Origin of the sequence: Candidatus Anoxymicrobium japonicum, assembly GCA_002843005.1 — a bacterium.
Classification (GTDB): domain Bacteria; phylum Actinomycetota; class Geothermincolia; order Fen-727; family Anoxymicrobiaceae; genus Anoxymicrobium; species Anoxymicrobium japonicum.
In genome coordinates this window covers 1-22,001 of the sequence record PHEX01000005.1, presented here as the reverse complement: position 1 = coordinate 22,001, position 22,001 = coordinate 1, and the positions used below count along the sequence as shown (strand labels likewise).

At 58.7% G+C, this 22,001-nt stretch carries 20 protein-coding genes; 13 read left to right on the top strand and 7 right to left on the bottom strand.

The genetic code is table 11. The features are described from left to right. The first annotated feature begins 23 nt into the window (after positions 1 to 23). Positions 24 to 926: a hypothetical protein gene (locus CVT63_00975; GenBank protein PKQ28777.1), complete on the top strand. Its 903-nt coding sequence runs from the start codon at positions 24 to 26 to the stop codon at positions 924 to 926. Between the two features lie 38 nt (positions 927 to 964). On the opposite strand, the gene CVT63_00970 is transcribed toward CVT63_00975, so the two are convergent. Then, positions 965 to 1,813 carry a hypothetical protein gene (locus tag CVT63_00970; protein ID PKQ28776.1) on the bottom strand — a complete coding sequence of 283 codons (849 nt, stop codon included), beginning with the start codon at positions 1,811 to 1,813 and terminating at the stop codon, positions 965 to 967. Between the two features lie 148 nt (positions 1,814 to 1,961). On the opposite strand from CVT63_00970, the gene CVT63_00965 reads away from it, so the two are divergent. Both CVT63_00965 and CVT63_00960 read left to right on the top strand, forming a co-directional pair. Then, on the top strand, positions 1,962 to 2,384 hold the full coding sequence (locus tag CVT63_00965; protein PKQ28775.1) for a hypothetical protein: 423 nt from the start codon (positions 1,962 to 1,964) through the stop codon (positions 2,382 to 2,384). Between the two features lie 9 nt (positions 2,385 to 2,393). Then, positions 2,394 to 2,789: a hypothetical protein gene (locus CVT63_00960; protein PKQ28774.1), complete on the top strand. Its 396-nt coding sequence runs from the start codon at positions 2,394 to 2,396 to the stop codon at positions 2,787 to 2,789. 34 nt (positions 2,790 to 2,823) lie between these two features. On the opposite strand, the gene CVT63_00955 is transcribed toward CVT63_00960, so the two are convergent. Together CVT63_00955 and CVT63_00950 are read right to left on the bottom strand one after the other, a co-directional pair. Next, positions 2,824 to 3,450 (bottom strand): hypothetical protein, encoded by a 627-nt coding sequence (locus CVT63_00955; protein ID PKQ28773.1) that lies wholly within the window; start codon positions 3,448 to 3,450, stop codon positions 2,824 to 2,826. Further along, positions 3,443 to 5,899 carry a hypothetical protein gene (locus CVT63_00950; protein ID PKQ28772.1) on the bottom strand — a complete coding sequence of 819 codons (2,457 nt, stop codon included), beginning with the start codon at positions 5,897 to 5,899 and terminating at the stop codon, positions 3,443 to 3,445. The genes CVT63_00955 and CVT63_00950 overlap by 8 nt, the downstream gene beginning before the upstream one ends. A 50-nt stretch (positions 5,900 to 5,949) precedes the next feature. Here CVT63_00950 and CVT63_00945 point away from each other — a divergent pair, with 50 nt between their 5' ends. Then, the gene (locus CVT63_00945) at positions 5,950 to 6,927 is read left to right on the top strand and encodes a hypothetical protein (protein PKQ28771.1); all 978 of its coding nucleotides are present in this window, start codon (positions 5,950 to 5,952) and stop codon (positions 6,925 to 6,927) included. A gap of 18 nt (positions 6,928 to 6,945) precedes the next feature. On the opposite strand, the gene CVT63_00940 is transcribed toward CVT63_00945, so the two are convergent. Then, a complete protein-coding gene (locus tag CVT63_00940; GenBank protein PKQ28770.1) occupies positions 6,946 to 7,413 on the bottom strand; it encodes a hypothetical protein in 468 nt (155 codons plus the stop codon). 59 nt (positions 7,414 to 7,472) lie between these two features. Then, positions 7,473 to 9,863 (bottom strand): magnesium-transporting ATPase, encoded by a 2,391-nt coding sequence (locus CVT63_00935; protein ID PKQ28799.1) that lies wholly within the window; start codon positions 9,861 to 9,863, stop codon positions 7,473 to 7,475. Positions 9,864 to 10,100: 237 nt separating this feature from the next. On the opposite strand from CVT63_00935, the gene CVT63_00930 reads away from it, so the two are divergent. From CVT63_00930 to CVT63_00900, 7 genes are all read left to right on the top strand, one after another. After that, positions 10,101 to 11,450: an adenylosuccinate synthase gene (locus CVT63_00930; protein ID PKQ28798.1), complete on the top strand. Its 1,350-nt coding sequence runs from the start codon at positions 10,101 to 10,103 to the stop codon at positions 11,448 to 11,450. A gap of 18 nt (positions 11,451 to 11,468) precedes the next feature. Next, positions 11,469 to 12,734: a phosphoribosylamine--glycine ligase gene (locus CVT63_00925; protein PKQ28769.1), complete on the top strand. Its 1,266-nt coding sequence runs from the start codon at positions 11,469 to 11,471 to the stop codon at positions 12,732 to 12,734. Between the two features lie 43 nt (positions 12,735 to 12,777). Continuing rightward, positions 12,778 to 13,245: a 5-(carboxyamino)imidazole ribonucleotide mutase gene (gene purE / locus CVT63_00920; GenBank protein PKQ28768.1), complete on the top strand. Its 468-nt coding sequence runs from the start codon at positions 12,778 to 12,780 to the stop codon at positions 13,243 to 13,245. Then, entirely contained in the window at positions 13,242 to 14,546 is a 1,305-nt protein-coding gene (locus tag CVT63_00915; GenBank protein PKQ28767.1) for an adenylosuccinate lyase, read from the top strand. The genes purE and CVT63_00915 overlap by 4 nt, the downstream gene beginning before the upstream one ends. A 30-nt stretch (positions 14,547 to 14,576) precedes the next feature. Then, entirely contained in the window at positions 14,577 to 14,822 is a 246-nt protein-coding gene (locus CVT63_00910) for a phosphoribosylformylglycinamidine synthase (protein ID PKQ28766.1), read from the top strand. Further along, positions 14,822 to 15,529 (top strand): phosphoribosylformylglycinamidine synthase I, encoded by a 708-nt coding sequence (locus CVT63_00905; GenBank protein PKQ28765.1) that lies wholly within the window; start codon positions 14,822 to 14,824, stop codon positions 15,527 to 15,529. Before CVT63_00910 ends, CVT63_00905 begins: the two co-directional genes overlap by 1 nt. Positions 15,530 to 15,639: 110 nt before the next feature. Next, positions 15,640 to 16,293, top strand: coding sequence for a histidinol-phosphatase (locus CVT63_00900; protein PKQ28764.1), 654 nt, complete (start codon positions 15,640 to 15,642; stop codon positions 16,291 to 16,293). A gap of 103 nt (positions 16,294 to 16,396) precedes the next feature. Here CVT63_00900 and CVT63_00895 read toward each other — a convergent pair whose 3' ends face one another. Beyond that, positions 16,397 to 17,362, bottom strand: a complete 966-nt coding sequence (locus CVT63_00895; GenBank protein PKQ28763.1) for a hypothetical protein — start codon at positions 17,360 to 17,362, stop codon at positions 16,397 to 16,399. A gap of 125 nt (positions 17,363 to 17,487) precedes the next feature. Continuing rightward, entirely contained in the window at positions 17,488 to 18,966 is a 1,479-nt protein-coding gene (locus CVT63_00890; GenBank protein PKQ28762.1) for a hypothetical protein, read from the bottom strand. Between the two features lie 332 nt (positions 18,967 to 19,298). On the opposite strand from CVT63_00890, the gene lepB reads away from it, so the two are divergent. Together lepB and CVT63_00880 are read left to right on the top strand one after the other, a co-directional pair. Next, positions 19,299 to 19,952: a signal peptidase I gene (lepB, locus tag CVT63_00885; protein PKQ28761.1), complete on the top strand. Its 654-nt coding sequence runs from the start codon at positions 19,299 to 19,301 to the stop codon at positions 19,950 to 19,952. Between the two features lie 37 nt (positions 19,953 to 19,989). Next, entirely contained in the window at positions 19,990 to 21,999 is a 2,010-nt protein-coding gene (locus tag CVT63_00880) for a DNA ligase (NAD(+)) LigA (protein PKQ28797.1), read from the top strand. Positions 22,000 to 22,001: the final 2 nt, after the last annotated feature.

The following is a 22,001-nucleotide window of genomic DNA, read 5'->3' as shown; positions in this document are numbered from 1 at the left end:
TTTTCAGATAGCGAGGTGACAGAATGATACTCGAGATGATTGGCCGCGCGACGGGCGCCCTGGTTGGGTACGGCAAGCTCCTGTCGGGCGCAATGGCTTCGCTCCCCCCGAGAGTCGTGGCGGACGCCATCAATGACAACCCGGACTTTCTGGCGAAAGTTATGGAGCAGGTAGATCCGGTTGTCGTCGCGGGGGCGCTGGGCGGCAACCCGCAGATACTGGTTGATTATCTCAGAGAGATCGATCCCGGGCCGATCGCCGAAGCGCTCAACCTCAGCCCCGACTTCCTGATAAGGACAATAGACGCGCTGTCGCCTGATGTGATCGCGGAAGTCATAGGCGATACGCCCGGATTCATAGGTGGTCTCATGCGGACGCTCGACCCGGAAGTGCTTGCGCGCGCCGTCAACGAGAATCCCGAGTTTGTCGTACGGCTCACCTCAAAAATATCACCCGACCTCGTCGCCCGTGTCGCGAACAACAACGCCGCATGGATTACCGAGATGCTTTCAAAAATCGACCCCGGGGTAGTGGCCTCGAGCGTCAACGCCAATGCCGGGTGGCTCGCGGCTGTGGCAAACGAGATCGACCCGAAGGCCATCGCGGACACCGTGAACGCTATCGGCGACTGGGCGAGCCAGTTGATCCGCCAGGTGGATCCCGCCGTCATCGCCGACGCCGTCGACGAGATTGCTTCACTTCTCGAAAGGGTTCTCGACTCGCTGAGTCCCGAGACGCTTATTTCTATTGTGAACAAGCTGGCAAAGAACAGGGTGCTGGGGCAGGTCGCCATCGAGATGGCGTACTCGGTGCCGATGAAGCATAAATTAATGAAGGGAAGCGTTCAGATGCTGGGCGCGAGTCGCATGGACAAGAGCCGCCTGCCCACCAGATCGAATAACCACCCGTACGTGCTTCCCCGTTAAAAACGCAACACATGGGGTCAGGCCCCCGGTGTTGCGTTTTAAAATCCCATCCCTGGAACACCGGGGACGCCACCGGGCCCGGGCTGGATTTCCTTCGCGTTTTGCGCTTCAGGTGGAAGCGTTATCGATACAGGCGCGTTGTAATCGCTGAACGTTGTGGTCATATCAAATTTGACATTGCCGAAAGCGGAGCCATTCAGAGAAGCGGTGACAACCGCGCTGTCGGCAAGCAGCGATTTCTTGTCCATCTTGTAAACGAGCGCCATTTTGAGACCTTTCAGCATGTCTTTCATTGCCTGAGCCTGCTTCTTCGTGGCATCCCCATCCGGGCTCGAACCTTGCGCCGTCGCGCTACTCGCGGCCTGGTCGAGCATCTGCTCAAAGAACATTGAACCGACGTCAAAAGCGATGACGTACTTGCCACCTTCCTCCGGATCCAACCGCATGTTCTGGGCGAATTTGGACATGTCGGAGATCATGTCGGGAGTTACCACTCCCGACTTCTGAAGGTCGCTGGAAGATCCGACCTTCGTTTTGGTCCAGCCGCTTGCCGGATCATTGTTGTACGCGTAACCGCCAACCATGAACATCTCTTCCGCTTTGCCGGATTCCGGTGTCATCGTCATGTGCGCATCGGCATCATCTTTGCCGAGGCGCTTGATCTCCGCTACGAAAGAAGCGGATTCTTTCTTTGTCTCCGCCTCCGGCGTCTCCACGGAGTAGTTCCCGTTGATCTTCATCGACTTGACGCTCTTCATCTTGGTCTGGCTCTTTTTCAAGAGATCTTTGGCGTTATTTGACGCGACGGGCTTCTTGCCGCCGCAACCCGCCACAAACAGTGTGGCGACAACAAATGCCGCAACAAACACGATACCGATCTTCTTCATCACAAACCTCCCTGATTGAGAATCTTAATTTTGATTATATCAAATCAATGCGGAAAGCGCCTCTTTCTTGTTTTGACCTGTCTTGAGATGCTCAGTCGCCCATCTTCCCATTGACTGTAACTCCAATTGGATAGTACAGTGAAGGCGCTTGCGCTTCGATTCAAAGGACGCCGGCTCGCAAATATTCATAAGATATGTCCGCCGACATGAGGAGTGTATAGAGATGGGAGTGAAAGAGGTACAGTACTTGTTCGAAGGCGTTTCCAGTACCATCGGTGGGCTTTATGGCGAAGTCTATGACGCTCTCATCGCCAAGGGCAGGAAGCGGATGGGACAGGAGGATGTGGCCGGAAGCCCGCAGGTATCCGAGCTGATAAGGCGTACGCGAGAGAAGCCGACTGTCGCCGACATGATATCCAGGGGACAGAAAGGGCAGGAGGAATTCATCCAGTCAATCGGCGGCGAAGTCAGGAAAATCCTCTCGTCGGCCGGCATGGTGACGCGCGCGGATCTGGCCAGGATCCAGCGACGGATCGACGAGATAGATCGCGCCCTGGGGAAAGACAAATAGGAGGAGACAATGGCAGAGAAGAGAGAGCTCTCCGGAATCCCTTACCTGATGGTTGGTGGTGTCGTGGCGCTTCAGGAAGAGATAGAAAAGGCGGCCGAGCGCCTTGTCGAAAAGGGCAAGAGTCTTACCCCTGAGGGGCGCAGGAAAATGGCGGGGGAGAAGAAGGGGCTGGTCTCAAAGGGTGACGAGTTTTCACAGGTTGTTGCAAGGACGGTGCAGCGCGCGCTGGAGAACACGGGCATTGTAACGAGGTCCGATCTCATGAGCGTTGAGCGCAGGGTCGCGGATATAGAGAAGAAAATCGCGACTCGAAAGAAGCCTTCAGCTACGGTCCGGCCACCTGCCAAAAAACCCGCGCCGCCGTCGCTATCCGAACTGGTGCCCAAGCGCCCCGCCAAAGAGTAAAAACGCATAAAATGGTTTGACCCCATTATGCGTTTCAATACCCCATTTTTTCGAGGTTCTCTTCTACTGCGCGTTCAATTTCGGGTTGATGGGTGAGGTACTTCTCAAACAAGCTTCTATCCCGGAGAAGATCGACGTGCGGCAGCCCCCATCTCAGCAGCGTGAATTTTTTGCTGGCCCGTATCCGTCGCCGGAGGATCATCTTGATTGGATCTTTCTTGAGCAGGACGGCGTCAGCGTAATCCTTCCGTGATTCCACGGATATGATGGGAATACCGTCCTTTATGCCGCGCTCGATTTTGAAACGTGTGCCGTCGAGTGTCACGGTGGACTCGTACTCTCCCGCGATCGCAAGACCTATCCGCTTGCCGCTCAGGCGGCCCATCACGTACTTCACGCGCTGATCCTCGAGTAAGTAACGCGTTGCTTCCGCGAAGATAGCACGTTGCATCACGAAGAGTTGTCCCGGCGCCGCCGTCATGATGAAGCGCTCGATGCGACTTTCGAGCTCAGGGGTCGATATTTTGGGGAACATGTTTACGAGTTCCCAGAAGTGGTGGATGAGATCCTGGTCGACGCCCGCGATCTTCATCGCTTTTTTCTCGGCCTTCACGATGCGCTTCTGAACCTTGTTTTCGTCAGCTTCTTTAATCTTATCCATTCAACTTCGGCGACCTCGGCTGTTTTTTAGACCACGGTATCAGCATGAGAAAGCATGGCACAAAGAGAAACACGGACATCGCCGCGGCTGCCTCTATCCCGGAATCATTGGAAATCCACGCGACAACAACGCCCACTGTCATCCCAATGAGGCCCGCGTTGAGATACGGATATTCATCTCTTGCGCGTTTCAGAATGCCGAACTTCCAGTTGAAGACAAGCCACGCGACCGCGCCAAGCAGCAGCAGCAGTCGCCAGATCGACATCCAGGTGAGCGCCCAGTTGGCGGACAGCTTGCGGCCGACTTGCGAGATTAACGCTGACAGGCCGCCACTCTGTATCTTGCCGGCAGCCCGCCCCGCGTGTGACGCTGAGCCCGGCATGACCGAGTCGATCAGCAAGAGTCCTCCAACACACAACATCAGCGCGAGTGAAACGGTTGCCGCGCGCTTGAGAGTCATGGGCTTCCTCTCCAACTTCATAAAAATAACCAGCGAGGCGGCGGCGGCGGCGATGAGGCCACCGACATTGGCGCCGAGGCGTGGGAAACCTATGACAAAAATAGTGACGCCCAGAACTACCCCGGCAAGCAAGCGCCTCTTCCACGGTTTGTCGAGGCTTGACGCGTGGAACTGGATCGCGAGGCAGGTGAAAAGAATGGCGGACGCCACCGCGAAACCCATGTAGAGGTTGCCGACGCCGTAGTAGCGGTCGCCCATGATCGCGCTGGCGCCGAAAGCGCTGAAAGTCATCAACGGAGAACCCATCAATGTGTCAATGAGTATCAACAGCAAGGTGACGCCTGAGACAGCGAGTATTGAGTCCGCCAGATTTCCGTTGAGTTGGATATCAACGTGCGGTTTTGTGTCGCGGGCACGAAGCATCAGAGAGGCAAGGCCTAAAAGCGCGCTCGCGGCGACCGAGATCGCTATGACCGTCGCTAATGAGAACCTGCTGAGCGCGCCCGCCGCAAGCCAGATAAGCGGCCCGACCAGCACGGCAAGGAGGGCTGCTGACATGAAGAACGGGTGGCGGCACGCGAGGTCCTCTCGCGCCAGCATGACAAGAAATAAAAGGGCGATGACACACATCGCGGCGATGACGTACACCCTGACCATGGCCCTGCGCGTATTGAACGCCCCAACCGCACGATCGCGAAAGGCTCTTAATTCCGCAAGACCCGGCGCCGGATCACCGGTCGATAGCGGAGTGCCGTCCATGACGGCCGGCGGTTCCAGTCCGAGATATTTGATGATTGCGGGCGCGATGTCGTAGTTGGAAACCAGACCGGTTCTCCTGGTCGTGCCGGATCGCAGGTAATTGCCGGGAGAGAATCCTGGACCAGCCACGACCAGAGGAGTCAGGAGTTCACCGTCTTCAATCATTTTTCGTGTAGGGGTCGGCGAACAAACGATTATCAGGTCTTTTTTTGCGTCCAGCATGCCTGAAATCCGGCCAAGCGCGCGGTCGCACTCCCGCAGCGCCTCGCCTCGCGCTCGATCCAGCTCCGGCGCCGAGAAGAAGTTAGCCTGCTCATCGACCCTCGAGGTCTGGCCGGCATCGACGACGATCACGTCCGACGAGGGCAGCAGCGCGGCGACCCGCCGCTCGAGCCTGGCGAAGTTTGTTGTCACGCCGCGATGAGAGAAATTGCCGGTCAGGGCTCTCGATACGTCGCCAGCGGGCACAGCGCCACACTCGTCCATCGCGATTGAAGCCACCTCTCGATGGATTGACGACATCAGCGGATAAGATGATGATCCTTTAGAATCCGGCGCCCCGGGCTCGCCGTCCGTTTCGCTATCCGTGAACGTGAACTCCTCGCCTCGCGCCTGTCGCGCTTCATCGATCGGTGAAATGTCAATTGAGGAAGCCGGTGTCAATGAGTCCGCGTTGCCGAGAACCGCGATCCTCTTGCCCCCGACTTTCAGGATTTGCCCCAAAAGCCCGGGAGTACTGGTAGCCTGCGGAGTATCAGACTTCTTTTTCATCTCCTCGATGTAAAGGTTTACGACCCCGCCCGCAGGTGCGCGCTTTCCGGTGCGCCACCTGAATATGTCGCTCGATTTTATGACGTTGCCATCGTGTTCCAGCAGGCGTTCACTGGAGTTGAAGGAGAGACCGGCGTTCGCTCCACCGAGCGCTCGCCCGCCGGCGCCGATCACGAGATAGCTTCCCAGCCCGTACAGGTCGTACTTGGCCCGGGCGTTCATAAGGCCGACGCCGCCGCGTTCGATGAGCTTCATCAAGTTGGGGGCGGTGGTGTTGGTCAGGTCGTCAATTCCTATGCGGTCGATGATCACCAGAACGACTTTGCCGCGCGCGGCTGCCACGGCGCGCCCGTGCGCCACTGAACCTCCCGCGCCGAAACATGCCGACCAGGACAGCAGGATCGCAATCGCCAGTACTGCAGCAGCGCTTATTTTCAGCCGTGTTTCTCGGTGAATCATAAACGAATGATAGCAGAAGGAAGTTTCCTGATGTCGCCGGTGTCGAGGCAATGCCTGACCTGCTGTGGTGTTATCATATCTTTGCGTACAGTATCCAGGCCGGTCGCGGCACGGAGGTTTTGGTGGACACCGACGAGCGTTACCTGATAGTCGTCAATCCTGTGGGGCGGGGCGGGCACGCTCAGCGGCAGGCGATATGGCTGCTCAACAAACTTCGAAAGATGGGCATCGAGCACAACGCTCTTTTCACCGAGAAAATCGGGCACGCGCAAGATCTCGTGGCAAACTGGGCTGAAGCCGTGGATGTGGTGGTCGCGGTCGGCGGCGACGGAACCGTCAACGAAGTCATCAACGGCATCATGAACTCGAGCCAGCCGGGAAGGAAGCTCGCGGTGTTTCCGAGCGGAACAGCCGACGACTTCGCCCGCAACATGGGCATTCCTCGCGATCGGGAGAAAGCCCTCGAGGTTCTACTCGGCGAAGAGGAAAAAGCCATAGACCTTCTGCGCGTCAACGGCCGGTTTGTGGGTGTTACGGCCGGTGTGGGCGTGGACGCCGAGATCGCGTACCGAAGTTATCAGAGCAAACATTTGCGCCTTCTGGCGTACTGGTACCACGGCCTCTCGATGCTGTTCGAGCCACCACCGCGCTCGCGGCTCGCGATCACTGTTGGTGACGAAAAGATCGAAGGCGACTTCCTCCTGGTCGTGGCGGGCAACGCCGGTAGCTACGGCAGGTACATGAAGATGATGCCGCGGGCGTTGATGGACGACGGCGTCATGAATCTCGTCACCTTCACAATGATGAACCGATTGAAGGCCCTGCTGCTGTTTGGCATGTCAACTACGGGCAAGCACACCTGGGTCCGTCAGATGGACGAGTACGACGCGCGTGAAATCGTGATCGAATGCTTGGAGAAAGTGTACACGCAGTCGGACGGGGAGGCTCGCATCGCAGGGAAAGGCGAGGTTTTCAACATAAGCGTCGCGCCGCGCGCGTTGAGCGTAAAAACGCAAAAAGGAGTCTGACCCCTTTTTGCGTTCAGGCTATGTTTTTGCTATTGGAAACAGCACCTCGGTTATGTAGTCGGCCGGGTTGGCCTGGCCCGCGCCAACGATATATACCTCCCTGGAGGGGCCTGAGGGACGGTATCCGTTCTCGGCCATCCATTTCATGATATCCTCGTAAACGCTTGATATCCGCTCGTACGGTCCGGCGTGAATTGTTGAGGCGAAATCGCCGCCGGGCAACTCGGACGCCTTGATCTCGCCAGAGCCGGCAAGCAGCGCGCCGGTAGGGACGCAAACCTCGACGTCAACACCCTGCTCGGTGGGCGCGCCGTGGTAAACGGCGAAAAGCGGGGCTACAGGGGACTCGCTCAGACCCGCCAGATAAGGCAACAACTTCGAGAAAGCGTCACCAAAAAACCCGGCAAGCTCCGCGAGTTGAATCTGTCCGCGCATCGACAGCACCGGTTGCGGCGGGTACTCTTTTATCTCGATTTTTTGATCCATGACCCCTCCTTTGCGCGTCCAAGTTGTCTGGCGAAAATAAGTATATATGGAAACTCGCGTCAAGGCGCCGTATTTCGGCGCGCTCGACCGCGGCGCCACCCGGCGAAGCTCCACGTGAGTTGCATGAGCGCGATCGCGGCGGCGGAGATCGCCGCGGTCTGGAGGATTATCGTCAACCGTGGCGGAGCGAGCGCGAAGAAGTCGCGGAACCACGGCACGATCAAGATGACGACGAATCCCGTCGCGAGGGCCGCGATCATTCCTTGCTTCCACCAGGTCCACGGTCTGGAGAGGGCGCTCAGCACCCATAGTCCCAGGATGACCAGCACAAGAGTCGCGGTTGTCCGCGATTCGTTCTGTCCGATCCAGGGATAGATGTGTGAGAGCGCGGCGGCAAAGGCCGCGAGCGCCATCACGACGCCGACGGGGATTGAGAATCGCAGGACTCGTTTTATGAACCCGGGCCGGTACCGCGTTTTGTTAGGCGCGAAGGAAAGAATGAAGGCGGGCGCGCCGATGGTCAGTCCACCGACCAGCGTCAGGTGCCGCGGCAGGAATATGAAAGCCCAGCCCGCGAGCCCGATTGCGATGGAGAGCAGTGTCGCATAAACGGTTTTCACAAGAAACAGTTTGGCGACGCGCTCTATGTTGCCGATCACTCTGCGTCCTTCGGCGACCACCTCGGGTAGTGTCTCGAAACGACCGTCCAGCAGCACCAGTTGCGCTACCGCCCTGGACGCGGGCGACCCCGAACCCATTGCGATTCCGATGTTCGCTTTCTTGAGGGCAAGCACATCGTTGACACCGTCACCGGTCATGGCGACAACGTGCCCCCGGCTCTGAAGCGACGCGACCATTGCTTCTTTCTGGGCAGGCGTTACACGGCCGAATACGGTTCTTTCTTCCATGATCGCGGCCAGTTCTTGCGTGTCCTCCGGGAGCGCGCGGGCATCTACCGGCTCGCCGCACGCGGGAACACATGCGCGCCGGGCTACCGCCGCGACCGTCACGGGGTTGTCCCCTGATATAACCTTTATGGCCACGTCCTGCTCCGTGAAATATTCGAGCGTCTTGCGCGCGTCGGAGCGTACATGCTCTTCGAAGAGCAGCAACGCGGCCGGCTCGAGCCGCTCGGGCAGCGTCTCGCCTTCGAGGTCGCTCCCGGCGCGCGCGAGCAGAAGCACCCGCACTCCTTTTCCGGCGATTCCGTTCACCCGCGCCTTGAGCGATTCGTCGGCGCCGGCGCTCTCAAACAGGATTTCAGGCGCGCCGAGCACCCACGTCCCTGCCCCGCCAAGGCACAGAGAACTCCACTTGCGCGTGGACGAGAACGGGACTCCACCTGTTATCTCCAGCTCTTCAGGCGCGCCGAACGACCTCGCGATGGCATCGAGCGTGCCGCTTTTTGAGTTGGGGTCCGAGCCGAACGCGCCGAGAATTTTGCTGAGCGCGTCGCTGTCCTTCAACCCTTCGTCCAGCGGTTCGAGAGCGCTGAAAGTTAGATTGTCATCAGTGAGCGTGCCGGTCTTGTCGAGGCATATAACATCTACCCGGGCGAGGCACTCTACGGCTGGCAATTCCTGGACGAGCACGTTTCTACGGCCGAGATTGATTACGCTGACCGCGAAGACGACACTGATGAGGAACACCAGCCCCTCGGGAACCATTCCCACCAACCCGGCGGCTGTCCCGGGCACGGACGCAGAAAATGTCCCGTAAGCCTTGAGCTGGCTGGACAGCAGCAGTATCCCGGCAGGCAGCATAAGCCATGTGATGCCGCGAAGAAGCACGTTGATGCCATCGCGCAACTCGGACTGCACGAGCTGGAACCGTCTGGCGTCGGAGGCGAGCTTGCGGGCGTAGGCGTCAGCGCCGACCTTGTCCGCCCGGAAGAACCCGGTGCCGGACACAACGAAGCTGCCGGAGAGAACCTCGTCCCCGGGGCGTTTGACCACCGGCGCCGATTCACCCGTGAGAAGTGATTCATCGATTTCGAGGCCCGAGGAAAAAAGCGTGACCCCGTCGGCCGCAATCTGGTTGCCGCTCTCGAGCTCGAGCACATCGCCGAGGACTATCTGCTCGTGTGGAATCTCGCGTGACTCGCCTCCGCGCACGACCCGCGCCATCGTCTCGTTGATGAGAGAGAGGCGGTCGAGCGTCCACTTGGCGCGCACTTCCTGGACGATGCCGATGAGCGTGTTGGCGAGAAGCACCATCCCGAAGAGAGCGTCTCGCGGGGAGCCAGACAGGAGCACCACGACAAACAGCGCGCCGAGAATCGCGTTGAACCTCGTGAATATGTTGCCCCTGATGATGCTGCGGTAGGCGCGGCTGGACGTCTCTTTGACCGCGTTCGTCTGCCCGAGGCGGACGCGCTCGGCGACTTCAGCCGGCGTCAGGCCGAACAGTTCGGGCCGCTCGTCGCCGCGTTCATCGACTCTGGTGGACAGGGACAATCGTTCTCCAATCTCGACAAAGGATGCTCATTTAAGCACGTGCTCGCTCCCTTGCGGAAAGCGTTTCATCGAGCAAACATACCATATTGGCTTTTCGGGCCAGTTGTCCACTTCGTAGACGGTGCCTGACCCCTAAGTTAATTAGTTGTCCATCTGGCGCTTCCGCAAAGGCGATAGCGAGAATGATATAGTAAGGCGTCTTCAATCTATAAGGCGAATGGGGGTTTGCGCGTGCCGGGAACGGTGGTGCTCGGCGCTCAGTGGGGCGACGAGGGAAAAGGCAAGATAACCGACCTCATAGCGGATCGGATGGACATGGTCGTCCGTTTTGCGGGGGGCAACAACGCCGGCCATACAGTGGTATGCGGCGAGGATGAGTTCAAGCTCCACCTGATGCCCTCGGGGATACTCCATCCGCATATTATCGCCGTCATCGGGAACGGTGTCGTCATCAATCCGAAAATCCTGCTCGAGGAGATGGATGGCCTCACGCAAAGAGGAATCACGTGCGCGAAACTGCGTATCAGTTGCAACGCCCACCTGGTCATGCCGTATCATCTCGCTTTTGATCGGTTGGGCGAGGTCAGCCTGGGCAAGGCGAAGCTGGGAACGACGCACCGTGGAATAGGGCCCGCGTACGCGGACAAAGCCGACCGCATGGGGATGCGCGTCCAGGACCTTCTCGACGAGAGAATATTCAGGGCAAAGCTCGATGCATCTCTCGAGCGCAAGAACGCTATCCTGACCAGGGCGTTCGAGCAGGCGCCTTTCGATGTTGACGAGATCCTCACCGAGTACATGGGGTACGCGGAGAGGCTGGCGCCGCACGTCGAGGACACATCCCTGCTGGTTTACAACGCGCTGACCGACGGCAAGAAAGTGCTTTTCGAGGGCGCGCAAGGGGTGTTGCTCGACATCGACCACGGCACTTATCCGTTTGTCACCTCGTCGTCGCCGACGGTAGGTGGCGCGTTCACGGGGACGGGAGTCGGCCCGCGTTACATCGACAGGATCATTGGCGTTGCCAAGGCGTACGTCACGAGGGTGGGATACGGGCCGTTCCCGACTGAACAGATCAACGAGACTGGCGAGCTAATGGTCGCAAAGGGAGTCGAGTTTGGAACGACTACCGGACGCAAACGGCGCTGCGGGTGGCTCGATCTGGTGCTGCTCCGGTACGCGGCGCGCGTGAACGGCCTTTCAGGGATAGCCCTCACAAAGCTCGACGTGCTGTCGGAGTTCGACCGGATCAAGGTATGCGTCGGCTACTCGTACATGGGCAAGATATACCACGAGTTTCCACCGCACCAGACGATATTTCACAAGTGCGAACCCGAGTACATAGAGTTGCCCGGGTGGCGGACGGACATCTCGGGCGTGACCGAACGCGACGATCTTCCCTCCGAAGCCCGCAGATATGTGGAGTTTGTCGAGCAGGGCGTTGGCGTCCCGGTCGAGATTATCTCGGTAGGTCCTAAGAGGAGCCAGACGATAGTTGCTCGTGAGGAGTACAAGCAGCCGATAGAGGAGGGACCTTTCCTTTTCCGGGAGGATTTTGAGTCTCCCTGCCAGGCTGATTAGAAGAAGCGGGAGATGCCGTTGAAGGTGATGATTGTCGGGAGCGGAGGCCGCGAGCACGCCCTCGCCTGGAAGCTCTCACAAAGCCCGTTAGTTAGCGACATCCTTTTTGTCCCGGGCAACGGCGGCATGCGGCAAATAGGCGAGTGCGTCAACGCCGACGTCGCCGACGCGCGCGCGGTCGCGAAGATAGCTCTGGAGTGGGGCATTGATCTGACTGTTGTCGGGCCCGAGGCGCCGCTGGTAGCCGGTATCGTGGATCACTTCGAGGAGCGAGGCTTGAGGGCGTTCGGCCCCTCTCGCGAGGCGGCCCGGCTCGAGGGAAGCAAACAGTTCGCGAAGAGGATTCTCGAGGATCACGGCATCCCAACCGGTCGCGCGAAAGTCTTCGATAACTTTGATGACGCCAGAGAATACGTCGAATCGCAGCAGACGCCACTTGTCGTCAAGGCGGATGGGCTGGCGGCCGGCAAGGGGGTAATTATCGCGAAGAGCGCCGAGGTGGCCGTGGAGGCGTTGCGGGACTGTCTCGTTGAGAATGTGTTCGGCGAGTCCGGCGCGAAAGTGCTTATCGAGGAGTTCATGGAAGGGCCGGAAGTGTCGATTCTTTCCCTCTCGGATGGCGAGGCTGTAGCGCACATGGTTCCGTCACAGGATCACAAGCGGGTGTTCGACGGCGATCAGGGGCCCAACACCGGTGGCATGGGCGCCTACTCCCCGGTTCCGTTGCTCGACGCGGCTTGTGAGGCCGCGATACACGAGCAGGTCATGAACGGGACGGTCATCGCCATGCGTGACGAGGGCGTTCCGTACCGCGGAGTGCTGTACGGGGGATTGATGCTCACATCTGACGGCATGAAGGTGCTGGAGTTCAACGCGCGGTTCGGCGATCCGGAGACGCAGGCGGTGCTGCCGAGGATGAAAAGCGATCTTGTTCCCGCGTTGCGGGCGACTATAGACGGCACGGTTTCGAGCCTCGAGATGGATTGGTCGCCGGAGTATTGCGTGTGCGTGGTCATAGCCTCGGGTGGCTATCCGGGAAAATACTCGACTGGAATTCCTATCCGTGGCCTCGTGGCCGCCGCCACCGATTCAAAGGTCGAAATTTTTCATGCCGGAACCGCGCTGGAGGACGGAGAGGTGGTAACCTCTGGAGGCAGGGTGCTGAATGTGGTCGCTTCTGGCAAGGACTTCGCCGAGGCGCGCGGCCTGGCTTACGAGGCCGCCGAAAGGATCAGTTTTGAAGGGATGCACTACCGGACCGACATAGGGTTCCGCGCGCTTTAATAACAGCGCGCGCGGCAGAGAAAAAAGTGAGGCTGGAGGCGAGATGAACGCGATAAATGTTCTTATCATTACGGGAAGCGAGAACGATCTTCCAATGATGGACGGGAGCGCTGAGATGCTTGGCGCGCTTGGCATAACTTGCGAGATCGTTGTGGCCTCGGCCCACAGGGCGCCCGAAAAGGTGCTCGACGCGGTTCGCGAGGCGGAAGCCGCGGGGGCTGAAGTGATCATCGCGGGCGCCGGCATGAGCGCCGCGCTTCCGGGAGTGGTCGCGTCCCACACGGATTTGCCGGTCATCGGCGTTCCTCTCGACTCGGGGATGCCAGGTGGAATAGACGCCCTCTTCTCGATGGTTCAGATGCCAACGGGCATTCCTGTCGCCACGGTCGCGGTTGGTGGCGCGAAGAACGCGGCGGTGCTTGCCGCCCGTATTCTTGCTATCAAAGATCCCGGCATCAGAAAAAAGCTGAAGGATTACAGGAAGACGCTTGCTGAAGGAGGCAGCCGATGATAGAGCGATACAGCCTTCCCGGCATGAAAGATATATGGAGCGACCGGGCGCGCATGCACAACTGGCTGCAGATCGAAACGCTTGCGGCTGAAGCGATGTCGAAATTCGGCATTGTCCCGCCGGGCGACCTCGAGCTGATAAAGCGGAAAGCAAGCTTCGATGTCGAGAAGGTGCTTGAGATCGAGAAGCGAACACGGCATGACGTGGTCGCTTTCATCGAAAATCTCGCCATGAACATAGGCCCGCCGGCCAGGTGGCTTCACTACGGCATGACATCCTCGGACGTGCTTGACACAGGACTCGCCGTTCAGTTGCGCGACGCCGCGGACATACTCATCGAGGACACCAGCAATCTCCTGGGGATCCTCAAAAATCGCGCGCTCGAGTTCCGCGACACGCCAATGATGGGGCGTACCCACGGAGTCCACGCCGAGCCGATAACTTTCGGGCTCAAGCTCGCGGTATGGGCGTTCGAGACGCGACGCAACCTGGACAGGTTAAAGAGGGCGAAGGAAACCGTCTCTGTTGGAAAGCTATCAGGCGCGGTAGGGACTTACGCCAGCATCGACCCGTTCGTGGAGAAGTACGTGTGCGAGCAACTTGGGCTGAAGCCCGCCGAGGCGTCCAACCAGATAATTCAGCGAGACCGTCACGCCGAGTTCATGATGGCGCTTGCCATCTCCGCGTCATCGCTCGAGAAGTTCGCGACTGAAATCAGGGCGTTGCAGAAGACCGAGGTGATGGAAGTCGAGGAACCGTTCCGCGAGGGCCAGACAGGTTCGTCGGCGATGCCACACAAGCGCAACCCGATCATCTGCGAAAGGGTGTGCGGGTGCGCCCGTGTCATAAGGGCCAACGCGCAGGTCGCGCTGCAGGACATGCCGCTCTGGCACGAACGCGACATCAGTCATTCTTCCGCGGAGCGTGTGATACTCCCTGACAGCACGATCCTGCTCGACTATGTGTTGAACAAGTTTATTGTGTTGACGAGGGAGCTCGTGGTCTATCCGTGGAAGATGGAAAAAAACATCGAGCTTACACAGGGCCTGGTTTTCTCGGAGAAAATACTGCTCTCGCTTGTCGGCAAGGGCGCCACGAGGCAGGATGCTTACAATATGGTTCAGCGCAACGCGATGCGGGCGGCGCGCGGCGAGGAAGATTTCATGCAAGGGCTCATCCACGACGCGGAGGTAGGCAAGTACCTCTCACCGGAGGAGATAGATTTCTGTTTCGACCTGTCAGGATCGCTGAGGCGTCTCGACGAGGTCTTCGCGCGGTTGGAATCTTTAGACGTCAGGTAGCAAGGAATACGAGACTGAAGGAGGCATGAGGTGACAAGCGCCAGGGTATACATCACGCTCAAGGAAGGCATACTGGACCCGCAGGGCAAGATCGTGCTTCGCGCGCTGAAGTCGCTTGGATACGACGAGGTGCTCGATCTGCGTGTGGGCAAGTACATGGAGCTCGAGATGACCGGCGACGACAAAGACGCGCTCGAGAAGCGGTTGGGCGAGATGAGCGAACGGCTCCTTGCCAATCCGATCATCGAAAACTACCGGATGGAGGTAGAAGTTTGATGAAGTTCGGGGTTGTCGTGTTTCCCGGGTCGAACTGCGATCGTGATTGCCACTACGTGCTCGAGAGCGTGTTGAAGCAGGATGCCGGTTACGTCTGGCATAAGGACGTGGATGTCTCGGGATACGATTGTCTGGTGCTGCCTGGTGGATTCTCCTACGGGGATTATTTGAGGACAGGGGCAATCGCCCGTTTCTCGCCGGTGATGAAGACCATCGAGAAGTTCGCGGACGGCGGCGGGCTGGTCATCGGGATATGCAACGGATTTCAGATACTGCTCGAGGCGGGACTGTTGCCCGGCGCTATAATGCGGAACGTCGAGCTCAAGTTCATCTGCCGCTTTGTGGACATCAGGGTTGAAACCACCGGCACGCCGTGGACCTCGGCCGCCCGCGAGGGACAGGTGCTCAGGATACCCATCGCGCACAACGAGGGGAGCTATCAGGCGCCAGACGATGAGCTCGAGGAGATGAAACGAAAAGGGCAGATTGTTTTCCGCTACTGCTCACCTGAAGGAAGCATCTCACAAGAGTTCAACCCAAACGGGGCGATGGAAAGCATCGCGGGCATATGCAACGCCGAGGGCAACGTGCTCGGCTTGATGCCGCACCCGGAGCGCGCGGCGGAGGATGATCTCGGTTCCACGGACGGCATGGTCATCTGGAACTCGCTGCTTAACTGTGGGGTCAGGCAACGTCTACCGCTTTAGCGGTAGACGGTGCCAGACCCCTTTACGCAGTGAAGGCAGACGGAGAGGTAGGCCTCTCTGGACGGACCGCCGACTTTAAGAAAAAGACCTGACCACCCGCGGAGAAAGAAATGAAAGTTGATTTTCACGTCCACACAGTTTTTTCGCCGGATTCGATCATCACGTTCGAGCGCCTGGTCGCATCGTGCCGGGAGCGCGGCGTGGATGCTGTCGCGATAATGGATCACGATGTCATCGAGGGTGCGCTCGAGTTCTCGCGCCTCGCCGAGGAGTCCCGCGCCCGTGGCGAGTGGGCCCCGCGGATCCTTGTGGGCGAGGAAGTCCGCACGACAGACGGCGAGATTTGCGGGTTGTTTCTAAAGGAGTGGATTCCCGACCACCTGAGCCCGGTCGAGACCATGGAGCGCATCCGCGCGCAGGGCGGGCTAGTCTATGTGCCGCACCCCTTTGACCTGCTCAAGTTGAAGAGGCTCAAAGCCAAAGACCTGGAGGCGCTCGATGACATGATAGATATCATCGAGGAGTTCAACGGAAAGCCGCGCCTGCCGATAGCCAACGCGCTGGCTCGAAGATTTCTCGTGGGAAAAAAGTTTGCGCGCGGGGCGGGCAGCGACTCCCATGAGCCGACGCGCCTGGGCGCCGCGTACGTGGAGATGGACGATTTTGACGGCCCCGGCGACCTGCTCGAGAAGCTCGCTCGCGGAGTGGTTCACGGCAAGCGGTACAATCCCCTCGCTTCCGCGTACACGCGGTTCAGGATGTGATAAAGGGTAGACATGATACGCCAGTAGCCCCTCGCCCTGGACTTTTGACTTTGCGTCTACCGCGTAGCGGTAGACGCAAAGGTAGACGGTGCCTGACCCCTGGCTAATCCGGCTTCTTCCAGTCTTCCCCGGAGACGAGGATGAAAGGCATGATGAAAGCCAGCGCCATGCCGCAGACAACCAGGATCCAATCTGTCGCAGTGAAGTACCTCGTCATAAAATCGCTGAAAGGCAGTCTCAACGAGTTTGTCCCGTAGATGATCTTGTAGGCGATGAACTCGAGAAGCGGCGTGATGGCTGCAACGACAGTGAGCGAGGTGACGCCTGTCCACAAAGGTCGAAGTGGAGAAGCCCAGACTCGCTTGCCATGCCGTTTTCTCATGGTCGTTCCTTTGTAAAGGGCCCAGGGAACTACCATGCCGGTGGTCAGGACGGAGATCTGGCTCCACTGCTTCGCAAGGAACGTGACAACCAACCATACGCACGAAACGCCGACAGCCGCGCCCACGCCGAACGGGATTGCGGAAACGAGCTGGTAGAGTGGCCCGGTTCGCTCCCTGTGTTCTTTAGGCGGTTTAGGCGGTTTCTCGGATTTTGTCCTGGCGCGGGACGCGGAACCGGCGCGCTTTCTCGCGGGTTTCACGTCATGGGCTTCTTCGGCGGTTTTCGCGGCGCTCGATTTTTTTGGTTTGGCCGGGATCTCCTTGGTCGCGGGTTGCTCTTTCTCGGGCGGTGGCTCAGCGCCGTTCACATGCGCCGTCTTTTCTTCGTCTTTCTGCTCGACCGAAGGCGCAAAGACCCGACCTTCTTCCGTGATAGTCAGCTCGCCCACGGCAAACGGGGTCTGGCGCTTCGGCGCGGGAGCGACTTCAGCGTCCTTTACCGCTTTGGACAGACCAGGTTTTTTGAGTTTTTCCAATTTCTCTTTACATGGAAGGCACAAGAGCGCTTCACAACTCTCTTCTTCGCAGAGCGCGCAGATAGGCTGTTCGCAGTTGACGCATTTTCGATCTGCCGGCCTTTGCGGATGCAGGTAGCACCCCTGAAACTTCATCGAATCAGACATCAATCGTCTCTCCCGTGTCGCGTCATGAGTCTAATATACCGCATCGGGTTTTCTGGATACAACTTTGCGCTCACTCGACTGGAAGCCCTGTTACCGCTGGGCGCGGAACTTGGCCTGGTCGAGAAACATCACGGTAATGCGGTTGGGCGCGACGACAGCAGTTCAGTGTTCACCTGCTCCGTGAAATCCATGAGCTCCTGCGCCCTCGGGAACTCATCGCTCACGGATATAAACTCTTCGCTGGATGGATTCAGCCGCAGGTTCTCCATCTCCTCTGGCGTCACACGCGCCTTGAACTCATCAAACAGCGCCGTGCCCTTGAACACCACGAGCGGGAAGAACGTGGCGTCGTAAAGGCCATTCTCTCTAAGTATCTCGAGGGTTCGCATCACGCTTTCGCGGGTCTCACCGGGCAGCCCGATTATAAACGTCAAGATCGGCTTCATGCCCGCTCTGGATACGGCGCGCGCGGCCTTGAGCACGTCGCGCACTTCGAGGCGCTTGCGCACGACTGTGCGCAATATGTCCTCGTTGAACGTCTCCGCGCCAATTGCCACGTTGGTGAAACCATTGGCTGCGAGGCGTTCGATGGTTGGGGTGTCCAGGTAATCGGCGCGTGTCTGGATCTGGTAGGTGTACGGCAGGCCTTTCAGCGTTTCGAGCATTCGGGCAAGCCGTTTTTTGTTCAAGGTGAACGCCGCGTCCCCAAAAAAGAAAGCGCCTGCCCCGCCGCTGAACCTGTCCGCGCAGAACTCGAGAACTTCGCGAACGTATGCGGGCGAGTGGAAGCGCGCGCGCCTGCCGTTGATCGCCGGATCCAGGCAGAAAGAGCAGCCCTCGGGGCAACCGCGCGAGGTCAGAAAGCCCGCGCCGGGAATCCAGTCTCCCTCCGGCAGCAACTCCGACAGGATATTGAAGCGAGTTGATATGTTGAACTCATCGCTGACGGTGTACGGGTGCGGGAGAGCGTCCAGGTTTGCGATTGGCGATCGGCGCGCGTTGTGATACGCTTGCGCACCCTGTCGATAGCTGACCCCTTTTAGCCCATCGAGGTCACGGCCGCCCGCGAGCCGGTCCAGAAGCTCTGATGCGGTCAGTTCTCCCTCGCCACGGATGACCACGTCGGCGTGACCGTCTGCGAGTATCTCCTCCGGGTGCATGGTGGAGTAGATGCCGCCGGTGACAAGCGTGGCGCCAGGGCACGCGGTTTTGATTTCCCCGAGAAGGCTGCGTGTGTAGAGCGCCAGATTGTAGGTAGAGAGCGTAACCAGGATCACGTCCGGGTCGATGTCGGCAAGTGTATCAAAGAGGTAACGCCTGGAAGCATGCGCTGATTCATGCTTCGCTATGCCTGAGCCGGAGAGTTCGTCTGGTTTCGTGTTTGGCTCGGTGAAGAGCGCGGCGCTGTCGTGCACATCGGCGATCAAGTTGGCGACATGAATCCGGCGCCCGCTCGCTTTCAGGAACGCGGCCACATGCATCGCGCCGTAGTCCGGCGCAAGGAGATCTTTGTTGCGCAGGCCGGTCAGCCGCACCCGCCAGGCTGGTTCCGGCCTGACCTCCATTATGCCCAGCGCCGCCGAATCAGAGATTAGAATGGTTTTCATGTGTTCTCCATTGTCAAGACAAAAAGAGCAAAACGCAACACAGGGGTACGATCCCTGTGTTGCGTTTTTTCAAGAGAAAGCCCTCGAAAGGGGGCTTTCAGTCCCATCACAAATATCCGCCATCGCAAGCCGCATGCTTACCACTAATCGTAGAATTTATACCACATGACTGACGAATTCAACCACCTGGCGGAGATATATTAATTTTTTCACCAGGAAGATACTGTCTTGCCGGACGAGCGCAGGAAACGTGGCGTTGTGTACCATTCCTCAGCTTGCTGGACTAAGCCACGAATTAGCGAGACGAATATGAGGTAATCTTGAGAGAGTTGATGTGGAAAGCGAAAAAACCTATCCGGCAAGACAAGTCATGGCAACAGGGGCGCTCGCCCGCGCCAAGCAGCCAGTTGCCGCCGCGTTTTTATCCCGGTCGACCGGTGCCGCCCGCTCAGCTTTCCGAATCGTCTGAAAGAACGGCATTGCGCCGTCTCGGCATCGCCGGGGCCGGCGCCATAATGCTGGTTCCATTTTTAATCCTCCTGGCGGTGTTCCTCTTGATTGCTTTTGTAGGGCGGCCGTATATCGTGCACGGCGAATCAATGATGCCGACGTTGCACGATTGCGACAGGGTTTTCATTGTTCCGTACCGTGGCAACACCACACCGAGTCGTGAGGATGTGGTCGTTCTCAAGGACATTGAGGGTAGCCCCGACTTGTTGATCAAACGTGTGGTCGCGCTTGCCGGTGACCGGGTGAGAGTAGAAAACGACCGGATAGTGGTCAACGACAGGTATGTTCACAAGAGCACGAACAGATATGTGCCGAAAGCGTATACAACGCTTGTCCCGGATGATCATATATTTGTAATGGGTGACAACGAGCAGAACTCTTTTGACTCGAGGACGTTTGGGTCAGTGCCGCAAAGCAAGGTGACCGGCAAGGCCCTTGTCATATTCTGGCCTCCAACAGATTGCAGGAAGTTATAGTGGACGCTACAGCCGGGAGCAGCGCGTGACCGAGCAGTTGCCAGATGATGTACAGGCTCATGCCAGGCGTCTTCGCAAGGATATCAACTACCATATCTACAGGTACTACGCGCTGGACGACCCCGTTGTAAGCGACGCCGAGTACGACGAGCTTTACCGGGAACTTCTCGATCTGGAGACGCGACACCCTGAGATCGTCACGTCCGATTCTCCCACGCAGAGGGTCGGCGTTCCGCCCGCCGACGGATTCAAGCCGGTGGCGCACAGGGGCCGCATGATGAGCCTGGACAATGCCGTGTCCGCTTCAGAGCTCGAGGCGTTCTCCGGGCGTGTTTGTAAAGGCTTGAGCCACGATGCGTCTGACGTCGGGTTTGTTTGCGAGCTGAAGCTCGATGGCCTGGCGGTGGCCCTTACCTACGAGAACGGCCTGTTCACGCGGGGCGCGACGCGCGGGGATGGAGAGGTGGGCGAAGATATCACGGCGAACCTCAGGACGATCCCGGCGATACCACTCAGATTACTGACGGAAGCGGTCCCGGATGTGATCGAGGTCGTGGGCGAAGTTTACATGCCCGAGGCTTCGTTTTTGAGACTGAACGAAGAGCGCCTCGAGAGTGGGGAGAAGCTGTTCGCCAATCCCAGGAACGCGGCCGCTGGTTCGCTGCGCCAGCTCGATCCGGCTGTTACGACAAAAAGAAATCTGTCGATGGCGACCTTCGGGATAACGTACTCATCCGGGGCGTTGCCTGCCAGGCACTCCGAGATGTTGTCTTATCTTGGAGAGTTGGGGTTCAGGCTTGGCGAGCACAGCGCAACGGTGGCGGATATAGAGGAAGCCATGGCGTTTTGCGCCGCGTGGCGGGAAAAGCGCCGTACGCTCGCGTACGAGATTGACGGCGTGGTCATCAAAGTTGACTCGCTCGATCAGCAGTCCGCGCTGGGCGCCACCAGCAAGAGCCCTCGCTGGGCTATAGCGTTCAAGTTTCCTCCCGAGGAAAAGTCCACTACCGTTATCGACATAATACTCGGCGTTGGACGCACCGGCGCCCTGACTCCCGTTGCGGTGCTCGAGCCGGTGTTTGTGGCTGGCTCGACGATCACTCACGCTACACTTCATAACGAGGACGAGGTTCGCCGAAAAGATGTGCGAGTGGGCGATCGCGTGATTATTCGCAAAGCGGGAGACGTTATCCCCGAGATAGCGAGCGTCATAGAGGACGCCCGTCCCGCGGGTGCCATGTCCTGGAGGATGCCCGAACGATGCCCTGTCTGTGGATCGCGCATCGAGCGCGAGGCGGTCGAAGTTGTCACACGTTGTGTCAATGTCAACTGCCCCGGGCGGGCGTTTGAGCGCATACTGCATTTCGGCAGCCGCATCGCCATGGATATAGAGGGGCTTGGCGAGGCGACCGTCATGCAGCTCCTCGAGAAACGTTTTGTCAAAGACGTCGGCGACATCTTCAACCTGACACGCGAGCGTGTCGGTGAGCTCCCGGGTTTCAAAGACAGGGCCGCGGATAACCTTGTCAACGCTATTGACGCGGCAAGGGACAGACCTCTCTGGCGACTGGTTTTCGGGCTGGGAATACGCCATGTCGGCAGTCACGTGGCGAAGGTCGTCACAGAGCGCTTTCGCTCAATCGAAGCGCTTGCCGCCGCTGACGAGAGCGATCTGCTGAGCGTCAGGGAGATTGGCCCGCGCATCGCAAAGAGCATCGCCTTTTTCTTTCACCAGGAAGAGAACGCGCGGTTGATAGAGAAGTTGCGCGCGTCCGGTGTGCGAATGTCAGACGAGCGGATCGCAGAGGGCGCATGCCCGCTTGCCGGCAAGACGTTTGTGCTCACCGGCGCTTTGGAGGATTTCACTCGCGAGGGCGCTTCGGCGATAATAGAGGGCCTTGGAGGACGTGTCTCGAGCTCCGTCAGCAAGAAGACCGATTTTCTGCTCGCCGGCGCCGATCCGGGATCCAAGCTCGAAAAGGCGATCGGTCTGGGCGTGCAGGTCATAGACGAGCAAGAGTTCAAGCGCATGACAGTTGTGAAATAAAT